We start from the raw sequence: 24,543 nt of genomic DNA, 5'->3' as shown, positions 1-24,543 counted from the left end.
TTATGTGTTATAAATACCAGTTTTTGTAGCGCATTAGCGCCTCGAGATAGTAATAATCGGCGTAGCTTAGCGGAACGTCGACTTCTGATTTCAGCGGTAAGGCCCCAGTACTGTGCATTAGTAAAAAACCACCATTTTCACCGAGCTTTGCAGTATATGCATCAGATGAGAGTGAAATGATCATTTTTTTTGCTGTGCCTACATATAATTTTCGCTCGCTTTTTGTTGCATACTGTCCTAATTCTAACAAACCAGAGGCAATAACCGCAGCGGCAGAAGCATCACGATAAGTATCTGGAATGTTCGGTGCATTAAAGTCCCAGTATGGAATCTGATCGGCAGGCATATTTGGGTGGTTGATAATAAACCTGGCGATGTTTTTTGCCAGATTGAGATAATGTTTGTTTTTGGTAAAACGGTACATCATGGTATAACCGTATAATCCCCAACCCTGGCCTCGGCTCCAGGCCGATTCGTCAGATGCGCCCTGGGCCGTACCTCTTTTAAGTACTTTGCCAGTCGTCATATCGTAATCTACTACATGGTAGGAACTATAGTTCGATCTGAAATGGTTTTTAAGCGAAGTATCGGCATGGCTGATGGCAATTTTCTTGTATTTCGGATCGCCACCATGATCAGACACCCATGCCAACAACTCCAGATTCATCATATTATCAATAATGACAGGGCCTTTCCATTGTTTACTGCTGTTCCAAGATTGAATTACGCTAGCAGCGGGGCGGTAGCGCGTGGCAAGCGAAGCTGCAGCTGTATCGATGGTTGGTTTATATCGCGCATTACCTGTAATGCGGTAGGCATTGCCGAAACTACAGAACATCATAAAACCTAAATCATGGTTTCCGGTATAATGTTTCTCCTTCTCTAGTACGGCAAGGCGTTTTTCTGCCTCTTTTAAGGTACCTATATCTTTGGTGTATTCGTAAATGTAAAGTAGCGAACCTGGATAAAAACCACTGCACCACCATTTGGTATCGCTCGTTTCCAGTTTATTATTTTTTGCATAATAGGTTTTAGGCATGCGGTCTGCCGGTGTGTTTTTGGCCAGTAACTGATATTGTTTCTGTGCAAATTCAAATTGCCTGTCGAGCAGATTTTTCATTGCTTCTTTTTCATCAGCTGCCTTTTGTGCATGAGCAATAACTACTGTAGCCAGAAAACATATGGCGAACAATAATTTCTTACATGGGTTAGGTAAACTTGTATAATTCATTTTGTGTTAAGCCTTAACACAGGCTTTTGATCTTGGTTGCGGCAAATTTGTGCTTTTACAAGTTTAAAAGAGGTGAAAATCGGAAATGATATGGTAGAAAATCGGAAATCAACTACCTTTTTGGGGCTAATTTTACATCAATCGATTTTACTGGCCGTGTTTTATGCAGTTGACCGTTTCTTTTGAAAAATAATACCCAATGAGTGGCTATAGGATTTTGAAATTTGTAAAAACGACTGCCTCCCATTAGAAAACGGCCTTTCTTACAATTTCATCGGTCGTTAATCAATGTATATTGATTAACGGTACTGGATTTCATTATACTTATCTTATTGAAAATCAATTGATTTTTAACTCGGCATAATGTTTAATAAACCAGCTTAATGCCGGGTTTTTATTTGATTCTTTATAAGCCAGTACCACCTCTGTGTTGACCGGAATAGCATCAAATTCAATAAAAGATACTTTCAACTGTGCATATTGTTTTTTTAACGACAATGGCAAAATAGATACCCCCAGGCCTGCTTCTACCAATTGTAATATGGAGTGTACATTGTTGGCCTCGTGGGTAATATCGGGACTAAAGCCCATCCGCTGGCAAATTTCCATAAGTTTCTGGTTATACTGAGGCGCAAAATCTTTATTAAAGAATATAAACGGGCTTTTTCTCAAAAAATCAGCAAGTCCGTTTTTCGCATCAATTTTTTGGTCAGTTAAAGGAATAACCACTACAAATGGATCAAAAAACAAAGATTCTACTTTCAATTTTTCTGATAGAACCGGTGCTCTTAAAATCCCCACATCTAAACCACCATGTTCCAGCTCTTTAATTTGAGCAAGTGTGGGCACTTCGAATAAACTCGTCTTCAAATAAGGGAATTCCTGGTGCATCAATTTTAAAATTTCTGCCAGTTGCGATTGGTAAACCGAACTGATGTAGCCAATCTTTAATTCGCCGCTAACGCCTTCATGAATTTTACGAACCACTTCTTTACTCTCTTCCAGTTTGGCAAACATGGTGTCTACTTCAGCCTTAAAGTACTTTCCGGCATTTGTTAATGCAACCCGCTTATTACTCCTGGTAAACAATTGTACTTCGAGTTCTTCTTCCAGTTCTTTAATCTGCCTGCTCAAAGGAGGCTGCGAGATAAAAAGTTTTGTTGCTGCTTTAGTAAAATGAAGTTCTTCTGCAACAGTTTTAAAATACAACAAATGTCTGAGCTCCATATCTATAATACTTAATAGGTATCGTTTTATGCTGAAATTGATATTTTACAAATATGATCAACAGCACTAACTTTACAAAAAAAATTAAAGCAATGAGTAAAGATTATTCGCATAAGGCAACAAATGAAGAAATTAAAACCAGGTTTGATAATGATGTAGAACGTTTCTCGAACTTAGAGAGTGGACAACAAACCACCATCGATGCGCCACTTACCATGGAGCTTTGCACCGGAGCGGCCAAATATATTAATCCAAATGCAAAAGAACTGTTGGATATTGGATGTGGCGCGGGGAATTACACGTTAAAAATGCTCAGTAAAATCCCAAACCTTAACTGTACACTTAACGACTTAAGTTTACCGATGCTGGAACGGGCAAGCGATAGGGTATCGGTACAAACAACCGGAACAGTAACCGTTATACAGGACGATATGCGGAACCTTAATTTACCCGATAATCATTTCGATATTATACTTGCTGCTGCAACATTTCATCATTTGCGCACTGATGCCGATTGGGAGCTTGTTTTTACAAAAGTTTACCAGGCTTTAAAACCTGGAGGCAGTATCTGGATTTCAGATCTCATTGCGCACGATTCAGTTTTGATCGATAACCTTTTTAAAGATCAATACGGGGCCTACCTGGAAACACTTGGCGGTGAAACATATAAGCAAAAGGTATTTGATTATATTGAATATGAAGATACCCCACGTTCTTTAAACTATCAATTGGCATTATTGCAAAAAGTTGGTTTCAGTGTTACCGAGATCCTGCATAAAAACTCTTATTTTGCAGCATTTGGAGCAATAAAATAAACAAAAAGAGGTTGTATCACAAATATAGATTTGTCATCTTGCCCAAAGGACTCCTGTGGAGAGCTCGTCGAAGGACCTGTTTAAATACTCTTTGAGGTGTTTCGACAGGCTCAACATGACACCTTCTGGGCTGAAATCGTCTTTATGATACGCCCTCTTTTATTTTCAGCTTAAAAATTTAATATATCTCTTGATTCTTATTATTAATCAAATAAGTGGCTTTTCCGTTTTTGGCGTCAATGGGTTTACCATTCTGAAGGTAAATTAAGCCATTTCTATATACAGCCAAACTGGATTTTCCTCCAGCTAAGTAGTTGCCTGGAACAGGAATATCTCCTTCTTGTTCAAATATGCGATAGATAAGTCCACTTTGAAAATTAATCTCAAGTTAACAATAGTAGCTTTAAGTTTGTTCCTAAAATTCGAAAAGGCGATGACAAACCCCATAACCCTCTTAAAAAGAACAACTTATTACAGCATTTATCTTATCATTCTATTTTTAGCCATTCTGCCATCCTGCAAAAAGAGCAGTAAAAATCCCGATTATCCAATTGGAAGCAACGAGAATACCAACACCTGGATACTCGATAGCCTTAAACGCTACTATTATTGGAATGAGCAATTGCCCGCCAATCCTAATCTCAGTTTATCGCCAAAAGATTTTTTTAATTCCCTCCGCAATGTATCCGATCGTTTTTCCTATATCAACATCCCTAACGACCAAAGTACCACAATACCGAGCAATAGAAATTTTGGCTTTGATTATGCAACGGTAAGCGACCAAAACAGCGCAAAGGTTATTGGGATCGTTAAAGTTGTATTAAAAGATTCTCCGGCTTCGAGAGCGGGTTTAAAACGCGGAGATTACATCAGTAAAATTAACGGCAAAACTTTAACTGCTACCAATGCACAGGCTTTACAAACCGAAATCTTAAACAGCGACCGTTTTTCTTTAGGTTTAGCTGAATTGAACAACAATACCTGGACAGATACCCGCACTGTTGACTTAAGCAAAGGTGTAATACTCGATCAACGGGAGATTAGCAAGGTTATAGAAAGCGACGGAAAAAAAATCGGTTACCTCTATTTTCTGGATTTTAATGGGGGTTTGGCTAGCTCACTCACTCCTGTTTTCAGTAACTTTAAAGCAGAAGGCGTATCAGAACTGATCCTCGACCTCCGTTATAACGCTGGTGGTCAGGTAGCAGAGGCAGCTGGACTATGTGCCATGATCGCTAAAAATATATCGTTCGATAAACCTTTCATTACCTACAGGGGCAATAAAAATGGAGGAGCCAAAACAGAATCTATTGGTACTGCAGCTACTTTTGATGGTACTGTAAATTTTAACACCATCTTGCAACAAAACCTTAGTCTAAACCGGGTTTATATTTTATCAACAGCCGCTACAGCATCTGCATCAGAAGTAATGATCAATAACCTTAAACCTTTTATTCAGGTGGTGTTAATTGGCGAAAAAACAAGGGGAAAAGATGAAGCATCATTCAGGATATTTGATGCCAGAATTCCGAAACAGGTGAACTGGGAGATGCACCCGATTGTTTATAAACTTTTTAATGCAAATGGCAGCGGTGGGTATAGTGCCGGAATCAACCCCGATATCGCAATCAATGAAATGAGTATTTTGCCTTTGCTTCAACTGGGTGATGTTGCAGATCCTATGGTAAAAGCAGCAATCGCTGCGATAACTGGCAAAGCCATCAAAACATCGATTGCTATAAATAATGCGGTTTCCGAGCGCTTTCGGACTGATCATATTTTAATGGATTCGAGGGCAGAATCTGCCCAACAGAGTATCGTAACTACGCACCGATTAAAGTGATAGAAAAGGTTTTCATTGTGTTAACATTAACTTTAAACGCGACCGCTAACTTGCCTCCCATAACCGCTACTTATGGAACAGTTGGAAGATTTTAAAAACGCAAAACTCCTGAATGCAGTAAAAAATGGCAATTCAGCTGCTTTTAATGAAATTTACCACCTGTACCGTAAAAAAATATATGGTTATGCCTTCCATTTTACACGAGGCAAAGAAGAAGCTGAAGAACTTACGCAGGATGTTTTTGTAAGGCTTTGGGAGAACAGATCGAAGATAGATCCGCAAAAGAATTTCGATGCCTTTCTTTATACACTTATCCGCAATAATTTCCTCTCTACACTTCGTAAAAAAGCCAGAGAAAAAGCTTACAGTAGCGAAAACCTTAAGCATGAGCAGTCTTTTAATGCCATAGAAGACGAACTTAATGCCAAAGAAACTAAACAGATTGCGCAGGAAGCAATAGAAAGTCTTTCTCCGCAGGTAAAAAAAATATACCTGATGAGTAGAAATGACCACCATACGCATGAGGAAATATCTCAACTGATGGGTATCTCCAAAAACACGGTAAACAATCACCTCAAAAAATCACTGGGTATAATGCGGAAATATTTTAACACTTATTCTCCAGAAACGATATTATCTTTTCTATTGGTGTTGTTTTGTTAACCAGTTGGCGTGGAGCGTTAAGATAAGTTCCCTCTCCTAATTTTTTACATCCGTTTTCCATCCTTAAGGAATAAGGACGTTAAGGTTTTTCTGGCGCAATCCAAGCGGCGCGTCCTCCTGAACTTGTTTGATTAGCTGTGCTTATTGATTTTTAGGCCTAATAGCTACTTCATGGTCAGGATCTATCCTACCTCCGATCACAAAAATTAATCACCTGTTAAACAGGACTTTACATTTTATTCTAAAAAAAATATTTTGCTGAATAGCTGTATCCAAAGTTTCGTGCATATATACAGTAGCGCGCAGCATAAAAGCTTACAAACATTAAAGTGAAAGAAAACATTAAAATACTATTTGAACATTACTTAGCAGGTAAAACCAATCCGGAGCAAGAAAAAATCCTGATGGATTACCTTGCCGACCCGGCAAACGCCGATTCTGAATTTCACCATGTAATGGAAAAAGCCTGGACAAAACAAAGGGGAGAAACCGATTACTCTTTAGCCGCAGTTCAAGGACTGGCACAGATATGGGATAAAGTTCAGGAACGCCAACCAAAAAGCCGATCACTCTTCCCGCTATTAAAATATGCCGCCGCAATTGTGGTCATCATTTCTGCATCACTTGGCTGGTATGCATATAAGAAAGCGCAACAACCTGTACAAACAGCCATTGCTTTTTTAAGTAAAACCACCCAAAAAGGCGAGAAAGTAAGGTTGATTTTACCTGATAGTTCTATTGTATACCTGGGAGCCGGAAGTAAACTTACCTGGCCATCACATTTTATGAAGGGCGGTTTAAGAAAAATAGAGCTTGATGGAGAAGCTTTTTTTGAAGTAAAGCGCGATACCACCAGCCCCTTTATTGTACATAGCGGCCAGATGCAGACACAGGTTTTGGGAACCTCGTTTAATATCTATGCTTACCCGAAAGATGGAACCTTTAGTGTTGCCGTACGTACTGGTAAAGTGAAGGTTTCGGAGAACAGCCAAGGTAAACTAAAAGAACTTTCGCTACTTACTCCTGGCATGAAACTATTTTATCATTTAAAGGAACATAATTATACAGTACACACTGAACGGGTAACAGAAGTAAATGCATGGATCAAAAACAGCTTCGCTTTTAAAGATGTAACGCTACCAAATATGCTCAAATCATTGGAAAGATATTACAATGTAAACATTGAGCTAAAGAGTAATAAACTCAATCAATGCAGGTTTAATGCCACCTTTTCGAACAAAAGCATAAGCAACGTAATGGAAGAACTTCATGTGATGAGTGGGAAACACCTGAAATACAAAATAGATACAGGCACTAAAACATTTACCGTATGGGGGGAGGGCTGCCAATGATAGGTTAGCTATACTTTATGGCGCAGCAGGAATGCGCAACATTACCGGATTTATACCTATGAAAAATAAATTAAACCTCTTAACACAAACAAGGAGCCGGATTGCTCGAACAATCCAGCTCCTAAACAAAAGTTTTTAACCCGTGAGAATTAAAAAACATCTTGAACCTATGAAAATAGGATTTTATGAATATATAAAAGAATATATTATCCATTTCGATTACAAGCCAGTGGCGGTGATGTTAATGTTATGTACTTTTTTATTTAACCTGGCTATAGCAAAAAGCTTTGAGCAAACACCAGGAGAAAACAATGTAAGCATCAAAATAGCCGAAATGAGCATCCCTGATGCACTTTCACTACTTGAAGAAAAAGCAGGCTTGTCGATTAATTACAATAAATCGATTTTTAGCCAGAATAGCCGGATCAGCCTCGAAGTAAAAAATATGCCGATTGAATTAATCCTCAGAAAAATGCTTAGCGGAACAAGGGTAGCCTATAAATTTGCTGAAAGTAATACCATACTACTTTACAAATTACCAGATCCTGTAAAACCTGGCCGGATATCGGGAAAAATATTCGACGAAAAAGGAGAAACCCTTCCTGGTGCTTCCATTAAGGTTATCCAAACAGGAAAAGCCACGCAAACCGCCAGCGATGGAAGTTATACTTTAAGCGTTGAACCCGGCATTTATACCATAGAGGTAAGCTATATTTCTTTTGTTACCCAGCGCATCAGCGAGGTTAACGTAAAGGCTGACAAAAACACACCATTAGACATTTCGTTAAAACCTGATACAAAAGGCCTTCAGGAAGTGGTGGTAACGGCCAGTTACAAAAAAGCATCGGTTGAGGGTTTATTGGCCCGGCAAAAAAATGCATCCGAAATCAGCAATGGAATTAGCGCCGAGCAGATTACCAGAACTCCGGATAAAAACATCGGTGAAAGTTTGAAACGCATCAGCGGTGTAAGCTCGATAGACAATAAACTGGTACTTGTGCGTGGTATTGGCGAGCGTTACAATACGGCCCAGTTAGATGGAGTTACCCTGCCGAGTACTGAAGCGCAAACCCGAAATTTCTCTTTCGATTTAATCCCCTCGAGCCTGGTTGATAACGTAGTGGTAAGTAAAACGATTACCCCCGATATGAACAGCAGTTTTGGTGGTGGTTTGATCCAGATTAACACCAAGGATATCCCCACTGAAAATTTTATGAGCTTTACTGCGGGTACTGCTTACAACGACCAAAGTACAGGCAAAGATTTTTTAAGTCATCAACGTGGTAAAAACGATTACCTCGGTTTTGATGATGGCCGGAGAAAATTCCCCGAAGATCTTCAACATACCGACCGTACCATTGCCCCCAACAATGTCCTTACAGATGAGCAGTATAAGCAGAAACTGATTGCACAAAGTCAGAAATTTACAAACGATAATTTCACGATGTATCAATATAAAACTGCCCCATCGCAAAATTATCAGTTTACTATCGGCAAGTTGATCGGGATTGATACCACCAATAACAAAAAACTGGGTTTTACGGCATCGCTAAACTACCGCAATACGCAGAATATAAACACCATCGATCAGCAAACCAGAAGTGACTGGAATCCAAACACCACCAATACCGGCAGTAAATATATGTTTAACACCACTTTGGGGGCTATGTTAAATGTAGGTATACAGCTGAACAAGAACAAGTTCAGTTTACGCAATACCTATACGCACATCTACAATAACGATCTTGTTCGAACCATTGGTTATGACAGTGATGAAGGTGGGGCTTTCTTTACTGCAGGCTTAAAGCCCAACAGGATTGTAGAAGCAGATGATCCTACTTATACCGATCTGTTACAAAATAAGTTGAACGGTCAGCACCAGGTTGGAAAGGTAAAATTAGAATGGAATTTATCCAGAACATCTATAGACCGGAAAGAGAAAGACCTTGGCATTGCCACACAAAACTTAAGAAAAGCAGGTAATGATTACGAGTATTTTTATGCATCGAGTGCACAAACCGAAGGTTATATCAAACCCACATCACGCCATAACTACAGTAATAATGAACATCATTTTGCGTGGAAGGGAGATGCCAGCATCCCATTTAAAACCGGGCCATTAAATAACATTTTCAAAACAGGTTATTTTGGTATTCATAAAGAAGGATCATTAAACTGGCAAATTGCATCACTGGTGCAAAGCCCGACAATAGCCGATAGTTTAAGGTATATCCCGATTGCCCAAATGATTGATCCGGCTAAAATCGGCAATAATGGCTATAACTTCTACATCAACAACTATTTCTTAAACGGTTATAAAGGAAAGAGTATTACACAAGCTGGCTATATGATGCTGGATAACCGCCTTGCCGAAAAATTACGACTAGTTTGGGGTGTTAGGGCCGAGTATTATAAATATACCGAACTGCGTAACGACATTAATGTAAGGGGATTAAGTTCTTTTGCTTTGCCATACGAAAAGAAATGGAGATGGTTACCATCGGCCAACCTTACCTATAGTCCAACCAAACAGATTAATATCAGGGCTGCTTTTTCTAACACAACCATCAGACCCGAATTAATGGATAACAGCCAGTTTTTCAGGTACGATCCTTCGTTCGATGCACAGTTTGGTAACGAAGGTTTAGTGAGTACACAAATTAAAAATTACGATTTTAAAGTAGAATGGTTCCCTGGGTTAGGCGAAATCATTTCTGCAAGTGCCTTTTACAAGCGCTTTGATAAGCCTGTTGAAGTAACCTTTAGTCTTTCTAATGGTGGTGGTGGTTTTTACTATATCCTAAACTCCGACGAGGCGACGGTTTATGGTTTAGAATTCGAGCTTAGAAAAAACCTTGGTTTTATTGCCAGCGCTCCCCTATTATCGCGGTTTACCCTATATGGCAATTTAACACTGCAAAAAGCCGATGTTGTAGGTACTTATAAAGCAGCCGGGCCTGATGGAAACGAAATGGTTGTAAATACCAAAGTAAAAAGAAATATGTACGGGCAATCTCCTTACCTCATCAACGCAGGTTTACAGTATGTGGATGAGCATTTTGGGTTTAATATTGCCTACAATAAATCAGGGCGGAAAACAACACTTGTTAGTGCAGAGCTTAACCGCATCGAATACGAAAACCCGAGAGACCAGATTGACGCACAGGTGAGTTATAAATTTTATAAAAGAAGGTTCGAGGTAAAGGTAAATGCGGGCAATCTGCTTAATAAAGCATCGGTTATTTTCAGAAATACAGGAAGTTATGAGCGTAATCCCGATTACGTTCCCGGAACGGCTGACTATAGTAATTTAAACCGCTTAAAACCCGGCTTTACAAACAAATTGGAAGATGGCGATCAGGTCCTGTTCTCTCAAAAATTCGGCCGTACCTACAGTACCTCTATTACCTATAATTTTTAAAACTACCATGAAAAACAGTATAAATAAGCTTACACCATTAAAAAGGAAAGGAGGAACAAAGTTTCCTGCACGGCCATAAAAAAACGAAAGGTTGTATCAGAACCCTTCGTTTAAACCGATCATTTCTAGTGGAACGGCCAATCCAGGATAAACCTGAAATATTTTAAAAACCTAAGTTAAAAGCCAAGGGCAGCTAACAGATCTGCTTAGTTATCTATAAGAAATACTAAGATATAAAAAACATCCTATTTAGTGATATGTAGGCATTTATTTCCATAAAAAAGTAGGAATTATCTGCCCCCTGCTTCTAAATAACAAAAAAATCAACCTAAAAAACATGGATCCTACCTAAGATCCTATGAAAAACAAAAAACGAAAATGAAAAATTTCAAAAATTTAATCGGTCTTTTATCAATTGTTGCTGTTTCTTTTACAGCTTGTAAAAAAAATGAAGGTGGATCAGCTTCATTCAACAACCGCAGCACTTCAGCAGCAGATTATTCACAATCATCATTACCGGTTGTAACCGTTAGCGGAGACATTACCAGCTCTGTTACCTGGACAGCAGGAAACGTTTATGAATTAAGCGGTATAGTAACCGTTAGAAACGGTGCAACTTTAACCATCCAGGCAGGTACTTATATCAAAGCATCAGTTAATACGCCTGGTGTACAAAACGGTGTATTGGTTGTAGCAAAAGACGGTACCATTAATGCCGTTGGTACAGCTGCTGATCCAATTGTATTTACCAGCCGTTACCTTTTAGATGGTGATGCCAGCACAACAGGCAAACCTGGCGATTTTGGTGGTACAATTATTTTAGGTAATGCAACGATCAACGTTGGTGATAAACTGATTGAAGGCTTAGCAAACGAATCTAAATTCCATTACGGAGGTTCTAACGATGCCGATAACCGTGGTACTTTCCAATATGTACGTATTGAGTATGCTGGTTTCCAGTTGGCTCCAAACGTTGAGGTTAACGGTTTAACTTTAGGCGGTGTTGGTAACGGTACTACTATCGATCACGTACAGGTTTCTTATGGTCTTGATGATGGATTCGAATTTTTCGGTGGTACAGTTAACGCAAGCAATTTAATTGCTTTAGCTTCTGATGACGATCAATTTGATTTCGACAACGGTTTTACAGGTACATTAAGTGATGCAGTAGCCATAGCTGATAAAAACGCTACACACAGTACAAGCGGAGGTGCCAGTGATTCAAACGGTATCGAATCTGATAACAATGCGACTGCAGAAGATGCAACATTTAGCCTAACCCCTAAAACACACCCAACTTTAATTAACGTAAGTATATTCGGAACTGAAAATCCTTCAGGTATTGCCGGTTTAGGTTACCGTAACGGTATCCGCGAGCGTAGAGGTTCGGAAGTTGATTTGATCGATGTAATTGTATCTGGTTACAACACCGGTATTGCATTTGATGCAGATGCTCCAGCCGGTGTTTCAAGCATCAGTACTACATCTGTTCATGGTTTCGTTAACGCAATCACTACAGCATCTGGCACTTACGTTGATGGTGGTGGTAACTCATTAGTTATTAACCCAACCAACGCAAGTTATTTTGGTGTAAGCCAACCATGGTACAACACGCCAGGTTCTCCAGCTACAGTTACTTTACCAACCTGGTCAACTGGCTGGTCTAAACTAGTATTCTAATTTTTTCTCTCTTAACACAAAGAGGCTATACCCTAGGGTATGGTCTCTTTATTATAAAAACAGGCAACTGTTTTAAAATATAATGAACCTTTATATGAAACTAAAAATTTTTACCCTTTTCCTTCTTTCTGCTGTTGTAACCTTAAGTTTATCTTGTCGCAAAGCAGAACTTCTTCAACCAGAACCAGCTAAAATTATCCAGCTAAGCATTAGTGGAACAACCAGTGTTGAGCTCGAATACCTATATAAAGACAGTATAATAGCTACTCCGCCCGCAGGTGGCATCAGTTTAAAAACCTTGCTTGCCGCAAAAGACCAGAATGCCGTTTTAAAAATCAGAAAAAAGGGTACTTCCGAAATATTGCTTACCAGAACCATTATGGCTACTCCATTCGATCAGAATATTAGCCTGTTTTATGATGGGACCAAAATATATAACAACGCCATTTCATTAAGACTTAAAGGCTATGCACTATCTGGCGAACTCGAATTCCTGTTGGATGGGACTGTATTTTCTTCAGGTAACGGCGCCATAGATAAATTATCTTCCGTCCTGATCGATAAAGGTACCACAAGAGAAATCACCGTCCGCAAAAAAGGAGAAACTGCTATTCTCCTAACCAAGACAATCGAATCGGCCACGGCACAACAAAATATTGGTTTCTTTTTTGATGGCATTAAAATAGTCGATAATGTAAAAGTTGATCCCCCTGTTAATCCTGCTAACATGATGCTAACGGCTAAATTTGAAACTACATTTCCAAATCAATTTAAAAATGTTGATGTAGACCTTGTTTTCTATACCAGGCTTAAAACTGCATCGAATACAACTGCCGGAACCAAAGTAACACCCGAGCTTAGATTTACCTTACCTAAAAGCGGGTCTTTTAATTCGATAGAACTACCTCCTTTACCCGGGCCAAATTATATTTACAGTTTTGATATTGTTGAAAAAGGAACCAATACCGAGCCTTACACCCCTGGTACGCCTTTAGTGCTTAATGGTTATACGTTAAAGCCTAATGAGGGTAGAATCACTGCAGCCTTTGCTGAAAACGGGATAAATTTTGAGGCAGGAAAATCAAAGTTATTTGTAATTGCAGATGCCAGAACAGCAGTTACCACACCAACCAGATCTATTTATGTATCAGGTGGAAGATTAACAGATCTTTCTCAATATTTTCAATAGGATTTATATTATGTATAGAAAATGGGGAAAACCAAGCAATTGCACTAGGTGTTCCCTTTTTCTTATTATAATTTGCTTATTTTCCTTATTAACAATCATCATTCAACCTACAACACGATTTAAACCAGCTACCAATTCATTTATTTGAGGTCCTGAACAATCAGTAAAAGCAATACTGGTTTTACATGAATAGATTTTTATCGGCTGATTTGATGTGATTTTCTTCCAAGTATCCAGCGGTTACGCATGCAGCGGTAACACCTATAACGTTTCATGGGTAACCAGAATAACAGGGTTTTCATCATAAATGTCCTTGGAATTCTTTCCATATCCGATTTATCACCCTTACCACATGGGCATGCGCCTTGAAGATGGTCGTTGTCGATTGAATCGATTGCTGCTGTCATGATGCAAAAAATTGAAAACTTATACTAACCATATAGATAACCAAAAATACAGCGCTAATGTTAATATAAAATAACCTGTTCAATACCAAAACAGGTTTATCACCTCAGTACCAGGGAATTTTCGCAGTTATTTCCTGATCCTTCTATAAAACCTGGCTATTTTTTTAGCATCTTTTTTAAATATTTCGAGATAATCCTCTATTTCCTTCTTTGATAATGTTTCGATCTTCGCTTTAACCGCATGTTTGAAACTGCCCACTGCAAGTAGTTGGTTTCTACTATCGCGAAATTTCACATTCGGAAAAAGCTCTGTAATATGACGTTTATTTCTTTCCCTGATTTCGTTCAGTTTGGTAAAAGATTTTGAATTTGTATCGCTATTTAAATCTGTGAGCGAGTTATAATAATCATAATCATTAATGTAATTGATCACGTTAAGGGTAACCATGTTCAAATCCATATTTACTTTTGTTTCAGCTAAATATAACAGTTTGTGTTTAAAATACACAGTGCTGTTTAAAATATGTGACGCAGCAAACAAATCTAGTTCAGCAATTATTTAGGCTGCAAAAATCTAAACCAAAGCGATTTTTTGCCCGCTGATTCCTATAGATGTAATCACATTATTTCATAGCTTTACTAGCAAACAATACAACATGATGAATTTAGTGATGTCAATTATCGGGTGGTCTGGAGTGCTATTTTGTACAATGGGTTATCTTTTTTTAAGCATGAAATTAATCCGTGCCGATTCACTCTCTTTTCAGGCCCTTAACATACTGGGTGGTTTATGTTTAGCTATAACGGCGCTAGACACCCACGATCTACCAAATGCCGCTGCAAATGTACTCTGGATGTCTATTGGTTTGTATGCTTTAAGCAGGCAGTTTAGCAAACGGGAGCAGAAACAGCCTTAAGGGGTGATATAGAAAGGGTATCATATGCCTTTTGTTTATAATAGGCTAAACGATCTAAATATGCTTTTTTATCGCTTTCCATTGAAAGGTAAAAATAAGCACCATCTACCAGTACAAAAATAAAATCAGCGGTAACCTGAGGGTTCTCCACATTTGTGATCTGCTGTTCATTGCACTGTTCAATCATCAGGGCAAGACCATTACGAAGCGCATCTAAAATAAGTTTATACTTCAACTTAATCTTTTTCTCCCTGAATGCCAAAGCATAAAAGGTATAAAACAATCCATCATCAAAAAGCAGGTTCCATTTTTTAGAAAACAGCATTTCAATAGTGGCTTGTAAATCGTCTAGTTTTGCTTTCCCTTTGTTCTTTATCGTATAAATCAGTAAATACCGATCGAGTATATGATCGATCAGTTCATAAGTAAGTCCTTCTTTGGTTTCGAAATAATGAATAATAAGGCTTGGGTTAATATCCATCACCTTAGCAATCTTGGCAATAGAGGTATTTTCGTAACCCTCTTTCTTCGCCACTTGGTAAAATACCTTAATAATTTCCAGTCGCCTTGTCTCTTTTAGGCTTTTACGTCCCATCGTGCAGTTAATTTAATTAGGCAAACTAATCAAAAGTAGTTGTATTCTGCAAATTTATTTTTTTCAATAGATTGAATGAACATTCAATTAATATATTAATTTAGTCTTAACTTAACTTTAACATGATATGCTCAATTTAGCGCCGCTGAAATTGCCTATCATTCCAAATCAAACAACTAAATATTAAGAAAAATGAAAAAAAAGCTATTCTGGATGTTCACGCTGTTGATCCTATCCGCTAGTGGCTTTGCTCAAGGGATTGCCATTAAAGGCGTGGTCTCTGACGCAAAGACGGGTGAAACGCTCCCTGCCGTAAACATTACGGTAAAAGGGACAAACCTACACATCGCTACCAACAGCAGCGGTGTTTACGCCTTAAGCAGTGTAAAACCTGATGCCATCCTTATTTTTTCCTACATCGGCTACAAGCAACAGGAAATTGCCGTTAATGGCAGAACAAAAATCGATGTTTCGCTGTCCCCGGACTTTGCCAACCTCGATGAGGTGGTGGTAGTTGGGTTTGGGACCAAGAAAAAAATCAATGTTGCAGGTGCAATTGATCAGATCTCTGGCAAGCAGCTCGAATCGAGACCGGTAACCAACGTATTGCAGGGTTTACAGGGCATTAGCCCCGGGCTGAATATCACTTATGCAGGTGGTGCACCGGGCAGTGTACCTAACATCAACATCAGGGGATATACTTCCATTAATGGTGGCTCACCATTAATTGTTATTGATGGTATCCCTGCTACAAGCAATGATGATATGTTACGCTTAACCCCGTCTGATATCACTTCGTTTACAGTATTACGCGATGCAGCATCGGCTGCCATTTATGGTGCACGTGCAGCATTTGGGGTAATCCTGATCACCACTAAACAAGGTGCTGCAGGCAATAATGTAATTAGCTACAATACCTTCCAATCGTGGGCAAAACCAACTTTGCTGCCTAAACCGGTAACCGATCCGTATATTTTTTCGAGGGTTTTAGAAACCTCTACCGATAATACACCCTGGGATTATGTAAATTATAATGATGAGTATTATCGATGGGCTAAAGAAAGATCAGATAATCCTTCCATAGCCGACACCCGGTTAAACCCAACCGATCCTACCAAATGGGCTTACATGGGCAGCAACGATTGGTACAATTATTTTTTTAATAACTCAAGTTTATCCAAAAGTCATACCCTTACCTTCTCGGGAGGAGCTACCATAAACGAAAAACCTTTAACCTATTATCTTTCTGCGGATTACTCAAGAGATAATGGCTTAAATAAACTTACCGCCGATTATTGGGACCGTTACGGATTAAGGTCAAAAGTGGGCTTTTCTCCACTCTCATGGCTTAAAGTTGATAATAACCTGAATATTTATCAGACCAAAAGGGCACTTCCAAACGGAAATATTACCGATTTGTATTACCTCATGCCTACCGATGTGGCTACAAACCCCGATGGAACCTGGGCAAATACCGCTGCAGGTAAACTGGCTGCAAAACTTGTTGATGGAGGAAACAACCTTCAAAATATGTTCGGTTTCCAGAATATTACCAGTGCTACAGCTTTATTTTTAAAAGGCGATCTTCAGGTAAATGCTGATGCATCTTTTAAACGTGAGCTTTGGAAAACACATAACGATAGTAAAAAATACAAAATCGGCTATGGTCCAAATGATATCCGCGAAGAAGGTGGAAACGGTTCAGTAACCGAAAACAATGGTTACCTGTATAACAATGCCTTTAACATATATAGCACCTATAAAAAAACGCTAGGCGATCATTTCTTCAGTGCAATGGTAGGTTTTAATAGCGAAGATTATAGCTATTCTACTGTAAACGCGAGTAAAGATATCCTTATTTCTTCTTCTCTGCCATATTTATCACTTACCAGCGGTACGGCTACAGCCAGTGCAGGTTATTCGGCTTATGCAACCAATAGTGCCTTTTCGAGATTAAATTACACGTACAAAAACAGATATATCCTAGAAGCTACCGGAAGGTATGATGGTTCATCGCGTTTCCCGATAGATAGACGTTGGGGATTTTTCCCTTCTGCATCACTTGCCTGGATAGCAAGTGCTGAGGATTTCTTTAAACCATTATTATCTACAGTATCTACCTTCAAACTACGTACCTCATATGGCGACCTTGGGAACCAGAATGTTGGCGATTTTGGTTATATCCAATCTCTTGTACCAGGCACTTCAGGTTATTTAATTGGTGGCAATGGCCAGAATCAGGTAATTAATGGCGCTCCGGGACTAAGCGTTGATCCTCAAACCTATACATGGGAAAGGGTATCTACCTTAAATATGGGTACTGATATTGGATTACTGAACGACAAACTTTCTTTCACATTTGATTATTATATCCGCGAAACTAAAGGCATGCTTACTGCAGGACAGGAACTACCAGGTGTGTTAGGTACCGGTGTACCACGCCAGAATTCAGCTGATCTGCGCACCAAGGGATGGGAACTTTCGGTAACTTATAGAGATAGATTTGATCTCGGTTCGAAACCTTTCAGCTTTGATGCAAAAGTATTCCTGGCCGATTCTAAAGCCAAAATTACAAAGTTCAAAAATGACCAGAACCTATTTTCAAATTACCGTGAAGGACAGGTTCTTGGGGAGATTTGGGGACTACAAAATGATGGCGTTTTTCGCAGTAAGGCAGAGATTGCTGCTTTAGATGAGTCTGCACTTATTCCATGGGGTGCCCTTTCTATTGTTGAGGGATGGCCAAAATACGTAGATCTTGACGGCAACAAGAAAATAGAAAAAGGACTTAGCTCAAACGATCCAAAGGATTTAAAGATTATTGGAAACAGTTCTGACCGTTATACCATTGGTGCCAACCTAAATATGGATTGGGCTGGTTTTGATCTTTCTGTATTTTTACAAGGCGTATTAAAAAGAGATTTTTATCCTCACCATTATCTTTTCTGGGGGCCTTATCAACAACCATATGCCAACGTTTACCCCTGGAACCTTGATTTTTACCGTGGAGCAGCCGATTCGCCAGAGCAAAGGGCTAAACACTCGGCTTCATATATTGCTGCCGGACTTGCTGATGCCAATACCGATTCGCAATACCCGGTATTACAATCGTGGCTTGCTGATGCCAATTATGGCTCAGGGTTAGATATTCCCCAAACCAAATATTTGCTAAATGGTGCTTACTTAAGAATCAAAAATGTATCGCTTGGTTATACGCTACCGGTTCAATGGACCAAAAAATTCCATGTAAACCGTCTTCGTGTATTTGTTACAGGAGAAAACTTATATGAATTTTCTTCGATCAAGAAGTTTATCGACCCTGAAGCAGTTAATCAAGGGCCAAGTGCCTGGGCATATCCTTACCAACGCAGATATGCTTTTGGTTTAAACCTCGATTTTTAACCTAAGCCCTCACATTTAAATCATTTTAAAAATGAAAAAGTATCTATATATCGTATTTATTGCAGCTGCAGGTATGCTCGCAGCCTGTAAAAAAGCTGGGCTGGACCGTTTCCCACAAACATCCATCTCCCCCAACCTGTTCTTTAATACCGAAAGTGATCTTTCGCTTTACGTAAATGGCCTACTCTCTCAGCCAGACCGCAATACTTATCTTAACGATCAGAGTACAGATAACGTAGCCACCACCGCGGCAGTTGAGGTAAAAAATGTCATGACGGGTAACACGAATGCCCAGAATATTACATCTGGCTGGAGTTGGGGCAGATTAAGAAACATTAATTACTTTCTGGAAAACTATGGAAAAGCGCAGGTTTCTGCTGCCGTTAAAAACCACTATGCAGGTTTGGCCAGGTATTACCGTGCCGAATTCTACTTGGATAAAGTAAAGCGTTTTTCTGATGTACCCTGGTATTCAGGCACATTGGAACCAGGCGATGAAGAACTTTACAAAGCTCGTGATTCAAGGACATTGATTGCCGACAGTATAATGGCAGATCTGGATTTTGCCTATAAAAATGTACGGGAAAGCGTTCCGGTGGGTACTCCAGGGAAATGGGCAGTAGCTACTTTGTATGCACGGGCAGCACTTTACGAGGGTACTTATCGTAAATACCATAACGAACTGAATTTAAGCAGTTCAGCAAATGCCTTTTTAGAAACTGCAGCAAGAATTTCTGGTGAGCTCATCGCTGGTAAAAAGTTTAACATTTACAATACAGGAAAACCGGAACAAGATTATGCAACGCTTTTCTCTAGTCAGGATTTAACTGCCAATAGCGAAGTGATTTTGGTTAACATCTTCGACCTGAGTAAGAGCAAAAGCCAGAATGTGAATTCGACTGTATTTGGCGATTATGAGCAGGCACCAGCGAAAGATCTGTTACAAACCTACTTAATGAGAGATGGAAGTAGGTTTACTGATGTAGCAAACTACGCACAACTGGGTTTTGTAGCAGAATTTAAAAACCGTGACCCGCGAATGTCGCAGACCATGGTTTACCCGGGGTGGATAAGAGTACCCGATCCTACACCGTATATTCAGCGCTTAAATAAAAACTTTACAGGTTATCATCAGTTGAAAGGTTATGTAAACAGTACCGATAACTCGATCTTAAATAGTGTAGATTTTCCGGTATACCGTTATGCAGAAGTGCTGTTAACCTATGCTGAAGCACTTGCCGAATTAGGCACATTAACACAGACGCAGCTAGACCAATCGGTAAATTTAATTCGCAAAAGAGCAGGCTTGCCTGATCTTAATCTGGCAACGGCAAACGCCAATCCCGATCCTGCGTTGCAGTTGCAATATCCAAATGTTACCGCTAACGCAGGTGTTATACTCGAAATTAGGAGGGAACGCAGGGTAGAATATGCTTTCGAAAACATGCGCTTTGACGATTTAATGCGCTGGAAGGTGGGTAAACTGCTAACCAAAAGTCCTGAAGGCATGTACTTCGCCGGATTGGGCAAATATGATCTTACGGGTGATGGGGTTGAAGATATTATTCTGATTGACAGAACGGCAACCATACCTGGCGAAGACCAGAAAGAAAAAAACTCACTTGGGGTAAAACTTATTTATTACCGTGCAGGATTAATCGGAACTGATGCAACGGTTTATTTAAAGAACGGCAACACTGGAGGTAATATCGTAACAGAAAATGTGGTTAGAATTTTTGAGGAACCAAAATTCTATTATCGCCCTATTCCGCAACAACAAGTAATCCTAAACCCTAAGCTTAAACAAATTTTTGGTTGGTAATGATGACAGAAATAAAAAGAAGGTCTTTACTAAAGGCCATAGGGATCTCAGCAGGTGCTGCATTTTCAGGTACATTACCAGCGCTGGCTTCAGAAGCATTTTTGGATAAACCAAAAGGTAAAAAACTGATGCTTACTGTCCCACATATTACCGATGTGCACATACGTGCCGGAGAAAATGCTCCTGAGCGATTTAAAGCATGTTTAAAACAGATTATCAGCAAATATAAAGTTGATTTCTTTTTAAACGGAGGAGATTCGATTAACGATGCTTCTTACGATAATGTAGTACGCAATCAGGTAACCGAACAATGGGGTATTTGGGATGATTGCATTAAAACAATTGATAAATACGAAATACACAGCTGTATTGGCAACCATGATACCTGGTGGAAAGCGCCCACAAAAGAGGATGAAATGTATGGGAAGAACTATGTTGTGAAACGGCTGAAAATTTCTAACCGTTATTATAGTTTCTCCAAAAAGAACTGGCATTTTATCATTCTTGATGGAAATAACAGCAAAATTTCGCTTGATGATGAGCAGTATAACTGGCTTGAGCAGGAATTAAAAAACCTGCCCGCTGGCACACCTACCCTGCTCATGTCGCATTATCCAATCCTAGGCACCACCCAGGTATTGGTTGGTGGCGGACATTCGGATTGTAAAAAACTGAAAGATCTTTTCTACAAACACCGCGATAAGGTAAAAATCTGCCTGAGTGGCCATAACCATCTTTCCGATCAAACCGTTTACAATGGTGTTCGATACTGTTGCAATGGAGCCATGAGTGGTTTTTGGTGGGGCAAGGGCGATGCAGAATCGGCAGGCCCAGGTTATTATCTGGAAACGCCACCCGGATATGCAATACTTAAAATGTACGATGATGGAACAGTTGAAAATGAATATTTTCCACACACTTTCTAATACTAGAACTATGTTATTAAAGACAATTATTTTCGCTTGTTGTATTTCTTTATCCCTGTCGGGATTTGCTCAAAATAGGCCTCGTAAAGTGGTTTATGTAATAGCCGACGGCATCCCTGCCGATGTAATGGAACGTCTGGAGTTACCTAATTTCAAAAAGATCATCTCAGCAGGATCCTACTCGCGTATGCATGTGGGTGGTGATAAAGCAAGTTACAATGAAACACCAACCATATCTGCCGTTGGTTATAATAGTTTACTTACTGGAACATGGGTAAACAAACACAATGTACCAGATAACGACATTAAAGCCCCCAATTACAATTATCAACACATTTTCAGGTTGTTTAAAAATCAATACCCTGAGAAAAAAACAGGAATTTTTTCCAGCTGGACCGATAACCGGACGAAGTTGCTTGGCGACGGCCTTTCTGAAACAGGAAACTTTAAGCCTGATTTTGTAGCAGATGGTTTTGAGATAGATACTGTTCGTTTTAAACATGATAAAAATTCGGCCTACATGCACCTTATTGATGAGGAAGTAGTTAAACAGGCTGCAAACACCATTCATGATAAGGCGCCTGATCTTTCCTGGGTATACCTGGAATATACGGATGATATGGGACATCGATACGGTGATAGTCCAGCGTTTTATAATGCTGTTGAGATGCTGGATAAACAAATGGGCCAGATTTGGGATGCCATTACTTACCGTCAACAGAAATTTAAAGAAGATTGGCTGATTATAATTACAACGGATCATGGACGTGATGAAAAAACTGGCCGCGGACATGGTGGACAATCTGAGCGTCAACGTTCTACCTGGATGGTGAGCAATTATAAAAACCTGAATATTTACGCTCAATACTTCGATCTTGGCATAGTAGATATCATGCCTTCCATTGCCGATTATCTTAACGTAAAACTACCAAAAAGTGTAAAACAGGAAATTGACGGTACATCATTCATTGGCCCAGTTTCCATATCAGCACTAAAAGCAAATTATGTACAAGACCACCTCGACATTAGCTGGAAAGCACTGGAAAAGACAGGAAAAGTAAAAATTTTGCTGGCAACTACCAACGCGTTTAAAACAGGAGGAAAAGATGACTATCATTTATTAGGAGAGGTTGACGTTAGTCAGCAACATTATTTTGCAGATCTTAAAAACTACCCATCCTCTTTCTATAAACTCTTACTGGAAGCACCAGATAACATGCTCAACAAATGGATAAGCGTTAAATAATTAGTTTCATTCCTAATTCCAATAAATTATCTCTCTAAGCCCAATGGTTGATCGTGAACGATCAACCATTGGGCTTTTTAATTACTTATGGCACTTATCATATTTCCTGCAAGCTGTTTTAACTTGGTATCAGGTTACTCACAGGCGATACCCATATAAGCTTATTTATAATGTTCATTTAAAATAATCCGAACTTTTTTAACTCATTTAATGTTAGATATTTAGCTATAGCAATCAAATTAACGGCACTAATAATTTGTAAACCTTAATCCCACATAATATGAAATTATTCCGATGCACGCTAATTCTATCACTTATACTGGTTATCCAGCAGCTAAAAGCACAAAACGACAGCAGTTTTGTTAGTCTTTTGAATAAAAAATCGGTTCAGTTAAATGTAGGTACACAAGGTATTGGCGCTGAATTTATTTACGGGGTATTGCCAGAACTTGCTGTAAGAGGAGGCCTTAACTTCATCCCAATTAAAGCAAATGACGTATTCAAAATTTCAGGATTTAATTCCACATCCAATGTAGCAGCCGATTTTTACAATATTCATGCTTTTGCAGATTATGTACCGTTTAAAAATGCTGCATGGTTTCGCATGGTTGGCGGCTTTTCTTACTTTTTTAAAGCAAAGGGCAACCTTAGGGTAATTCCATCTGACGATTATAAATATGGCGACTTGGTACTCACAGAAGACCAAATCGGTTATGTAGACCTTTCAGTTGATTGGAGAGGCCTTGCACCTTACCTCGGGGTAGCTTTTGCGCACACCTTCCCCCGCAAAAAATTTAACATTAATGTAGATGTAGGGACCTATTACCTCAGCAAACCAGAGGCAAAAGTAGTAGGTACAGGTTTATTGGAAGGCAATTCATCTCAAACCTCCCAACTACAAAACAACATAAAAGATTATCGCTGGCTCCCAACTGTTCAAATCAATTTTAATTTTAAACTGTAAAAATTTAAGATCATGTTTAGAATAAATACAATGTGTATGGTACTAATAATGTGCATACTTTCTGCCTGCAAAAAGCCTACTGAAAATATAAAAATTGTAATCGATACTGACGTAATAAAGTACACCGCAATGATAAATGTTACAGATGGGCAAGATGGGAGCCCCGCTCCTGCAAATTCAACCATCACCATATCAGGCAATGCCGCCAGCAATATTTATGAACTTTCAGGTAAAAAGAATATCCAGTTAAGTGCCGGCATGGTTACCATAGGCCTGCACCCGAGTATTGCTCCCACAGCAGATCAGCCGATTAGTGTTATTGCTGAAATTAATGCCCCAGGATACAACAAAGAATCCAGACAGATTACCTTCTCGGCGGAAAAGAAACAACAGGTGGTTAACATCCAATTAACCCGAACAGGCTCAACTGCGCCGCCCGTAGTTACGCCACCACCTCCGGTTTATAATAATGTTTCTTTAACGTTTACCGGCCGATGCCCTAACCGAACGGATGTAGAGATCAGGCCAAGCGTTTATGTTTACTTTCGTGCTGCAGGCAGCAATGCAGCCTTTCAATACCTGGGCTATATGGATAAAGGAAATATCAGTACAAATTTGCTGGCACAAAATGCAAGCTATGATTTCCAGATCGTTTTTGGCGGCGAAACCTATAAGGTAAATCAAAAAATAGATCAAACGGCTTATAATTTAACCATAGATATGCCGGCAGCCTGTAATTTCTAAATCCAGAAGCGTTTAGCTTAATTGAATAACATAGACAAAAAACTATATTTTAACTTCGGAATATTCGTACTTTTTAACCAATTTTTAGGACTTATAGAC

The 24,543-nt window shown here is 39.2% G+C and carries 18 protein-coding genes; 14 read left to right on the top strand and 4 right to left on the bottom strand.

The features are described 5' to 3' along the window. Positions 1-7: 7 nt before the first annotated feature. Positions 8-1,231, bottom strand: a complete 1,224-nt coding sequence (locus tag LQ227_RS20150) for a glycoside hydrolase family 88 protein (RefSeq protein WP_230150738.1) — start codon at positions 1,229-1,231, stop codon at positions 8-10. A gap of 339 nt (positions 1,232-1,570) precedes the next feature. Next, positions 1,571-2,458 carry a LysR family transcriptional regulator gene (locus LQ227_RS20145; protein WP_230144986.1) on the bottom strand — a complete coding sequence of 296 codons (888 nt, stop codon included), beginning with the start codon at positions 2,456-2,458 and terminating at the stop codon, positions 1,571-1,573. A 92-nt stretch (positions 2,459-2,550) separates the two neighbouring features. Here LQ227_RS20145 and LQ227_RS20140 point away from each other — a divergent pair, with 92 nt between their 5' ends. The 7 genes from LQ227_RS20140 (at position 2,551) to LQ227_RS20110 (ending at position 13,421) form a co-directional block, all read left to right on the top strand. Continuing rightward, positions 2,551-3,273, top strand: coding sequence for a class I SAM-dependent methyltransferase (locus LQ227_RS20140; RefSeq protein WP_230150736.1), 723 nt, complete (start codon positions 2,551-2,553; stop codon positions 3,271-3,273). Between the two features lie 433 nt (positions 3,274-3,706). Beyond that, positions 3,707-5,116 carry a S41 family peptidase gene (locus LQ227_RS20135; protein WP_230150734.1) on the top strand — a complete coding sequence of 470 codons (1,410 nt, stop codon included), beginning with the start codon at positions 3,707-3,709 and terminating at the stop codon, positions 5,114-5,116. 72 nt (positions 5,117-5,188) lie between these two features. Next, on the top strand, positions 5,189-5,779 hold the full coding sequence (locus LQ227_RS20130) for an RNA polymerase sigma-70 factor (protein ID WP_230150731.1): 591 nt from the start codon (positions 5,189-5,191) through the stop codon (positions 5,777-5,779). Positions 5,780-6,108: 329 nt separating this feature from the next. Then, complete coding sequence (locus LQ227_RS20125) at positions 6,109-7,131, top strand: FecR family protein (RefSeq protein ID WP_230144982.1); 1,023 nt, start codon at positions 6,109-6,111, stop codon at positions 7,129-7,131. A 169-nt stretch (positions 7,132-7,300) separates the two neighbouring features. Beyond that, positions 7,301-10,552, top strand: a complete 3,252-nt coding sequence (locus LQ227_RS20120; protein WP_230150728.1) for a TonB-dependent receptor — start codon at positions 7,301-7,303, stop codon at positions 10,550-10,552. A 378-nt stretch (positions 10,553-10,930) separates the two neighbouring features. Beyond that, positions 10,931-12,232, top strand: a complete 1,302-nt coding sequence (locus LQ227_RS20115; protein WP_230144980.1) for a hypothetical protein — start codon at positions 10,931-10,933, stop codon at positions 12,230-12,232. A gap of 94 nt (positions 12,233-12,326) precedes the next feature. Further along, positions 12,327-13,421, top strand: a complete 1,095-nt coding sequence (locus LQ227_RS20110) for a hypothetical protein (protein WP_230150726.1) — start codon at positions 12,327-12,329, stop codon at positions 13,419-13,421. Positions 13,422-13,955: 534 nt separating this feature from the next. On the opposite strand, the gene LQ227_RS20105 is transcribed toward LQ227_RS20110, so the two are convergent. Beyond that, positions 13,956-14,336: a hypothetical protein gene (locus LQ227_RS20105; RefSeq protein ID WP_230146673.1), complete on the bottom strand. Its 381-nt coding sequence runs from the start codon at positions 14,334-14,336 to the stop codon at positions 13,956-13,958. Positions 14,337-14,559: 223 nt separating this feature from the next. Between LQ227_RS20105 and LQ227_RS20100 the strand changes: the two genes are divergently transcribed. Then, a complete protein-coding gene (locus tag LQ227_RS20100; RefSeq protein ID WP_051691743.1) occupies positions 14,560-14,745 on the top strand; it encodes a hypothetical protein in 186 nt (61 codons plus the stop codon). Here the strand turns inward: LQ227_RS20100 and LQ227_RS20095 are convergent. Next, complete coding sequence (locus LQ227_RS20095) at positions 14,717-15,340, bottom strand: TetR family transcriptional regulator (protein ID WP_230144976.1); 624 nt, start codon at positions 15,338-15,340, stop codon at positions 14,717-14,719. The genes LQ227_RS20100 and LQ227_RS20095 overlap by 29 nt on opposite strands. A gap of 192 nt (positions 15,341-15,532) precedes the next feature. Between LQ227_RS20095 and LQ227_RS20090 the strand changes: the two genes are divergently transcribed. The 6 genes from LQ227_RS20090 to LQ227_RS20065 all read left to right on the top strand — a co-directional run bounded on the left by LQ227_RS20090 (position 15,533) and on the right by LQ227_RS20065 (position 24,444). After that, a complete protein-coding gene (locus LQ227_RS20090) occupies positions 15,533-18,742 on the top strand; it encodes a TonB-dependent receptor (RefSeq protein ID WP_230150724.1) in 3,210 nt (1,069 codons plus the stop codon). 31 nt (positions 18,743-18,773) lie between these two features. Next, a complete protein-coding gene (locus LQ227_RS20085) occupies positions 18,774-20,564 on the top strand; it encodes a RagB/SusD family nutrient uptake outer membrane protein (protein WP_230150721.1) in 1,791 nt (596 codons plus the stop codon). After that, complete coding sequence (locus tag LQ227_RS20080; RefSeq protein WP_230144973.1) at positions 20,564-21,490, top strand: metallophosphoesterase; 927 nt, start codon at positions 20,564-20,566, stop codon at positions 21,488-21,490. The genes LQ227_RS20085 and LQ227_RS20080 overlap by 1 nt, the downstream gene beginning before the upstream one ends. 10 nt (positions 21,491-21,500) lie before the next feature. Continuing rightward, entirely contained in the window at positions 21,501-22,736 is a 1,236-nt protein-coding gene (locus tag LQ227_RS20075) for an alkaline phosphatase family protein (RefSeq protein WP_230150720.1), read from the top strand. Between the two features lie 280 nt (positions 22,737-23,016). After that, complete coding sequence (locus tag LQ227_RS20070; RefSeq protein WP_230150719.1) at positions 23,017-23,700, top strand: hypothetical protein; 684 nt, start codon at positions 23,017-23,019, stop codon at positions 23,698-23,700. Between the two features lie 36 nt (positions 23,701-23,736). Further along, positions 23,737-24,444: a hypothetical protein gene (locus LQ227_RS20065; RefSeq protein WP_230144970.1), complete on the top strand. Its 708-nt coding sequence runs from the start codon at positions 23,737-23,739 to the stop codon at positions 24,442-24,444. Positions 24,445-24,543 lie beyond the last annotated feature (99 nt).

The organism is Pedobacter sp. Bi27, from assembly GCF_918698255.1.
Taxonomy (GTDB): Bacteria; Bacteroidota; Bacteroidia; order Sphingobacteriales; family Sphingobacteriaceae; genus Pedobacter.
Note: the sequence above shows the minus strand (reverse complement) of the source record. Positions and strands in the feature narration are given on the sequence as shown.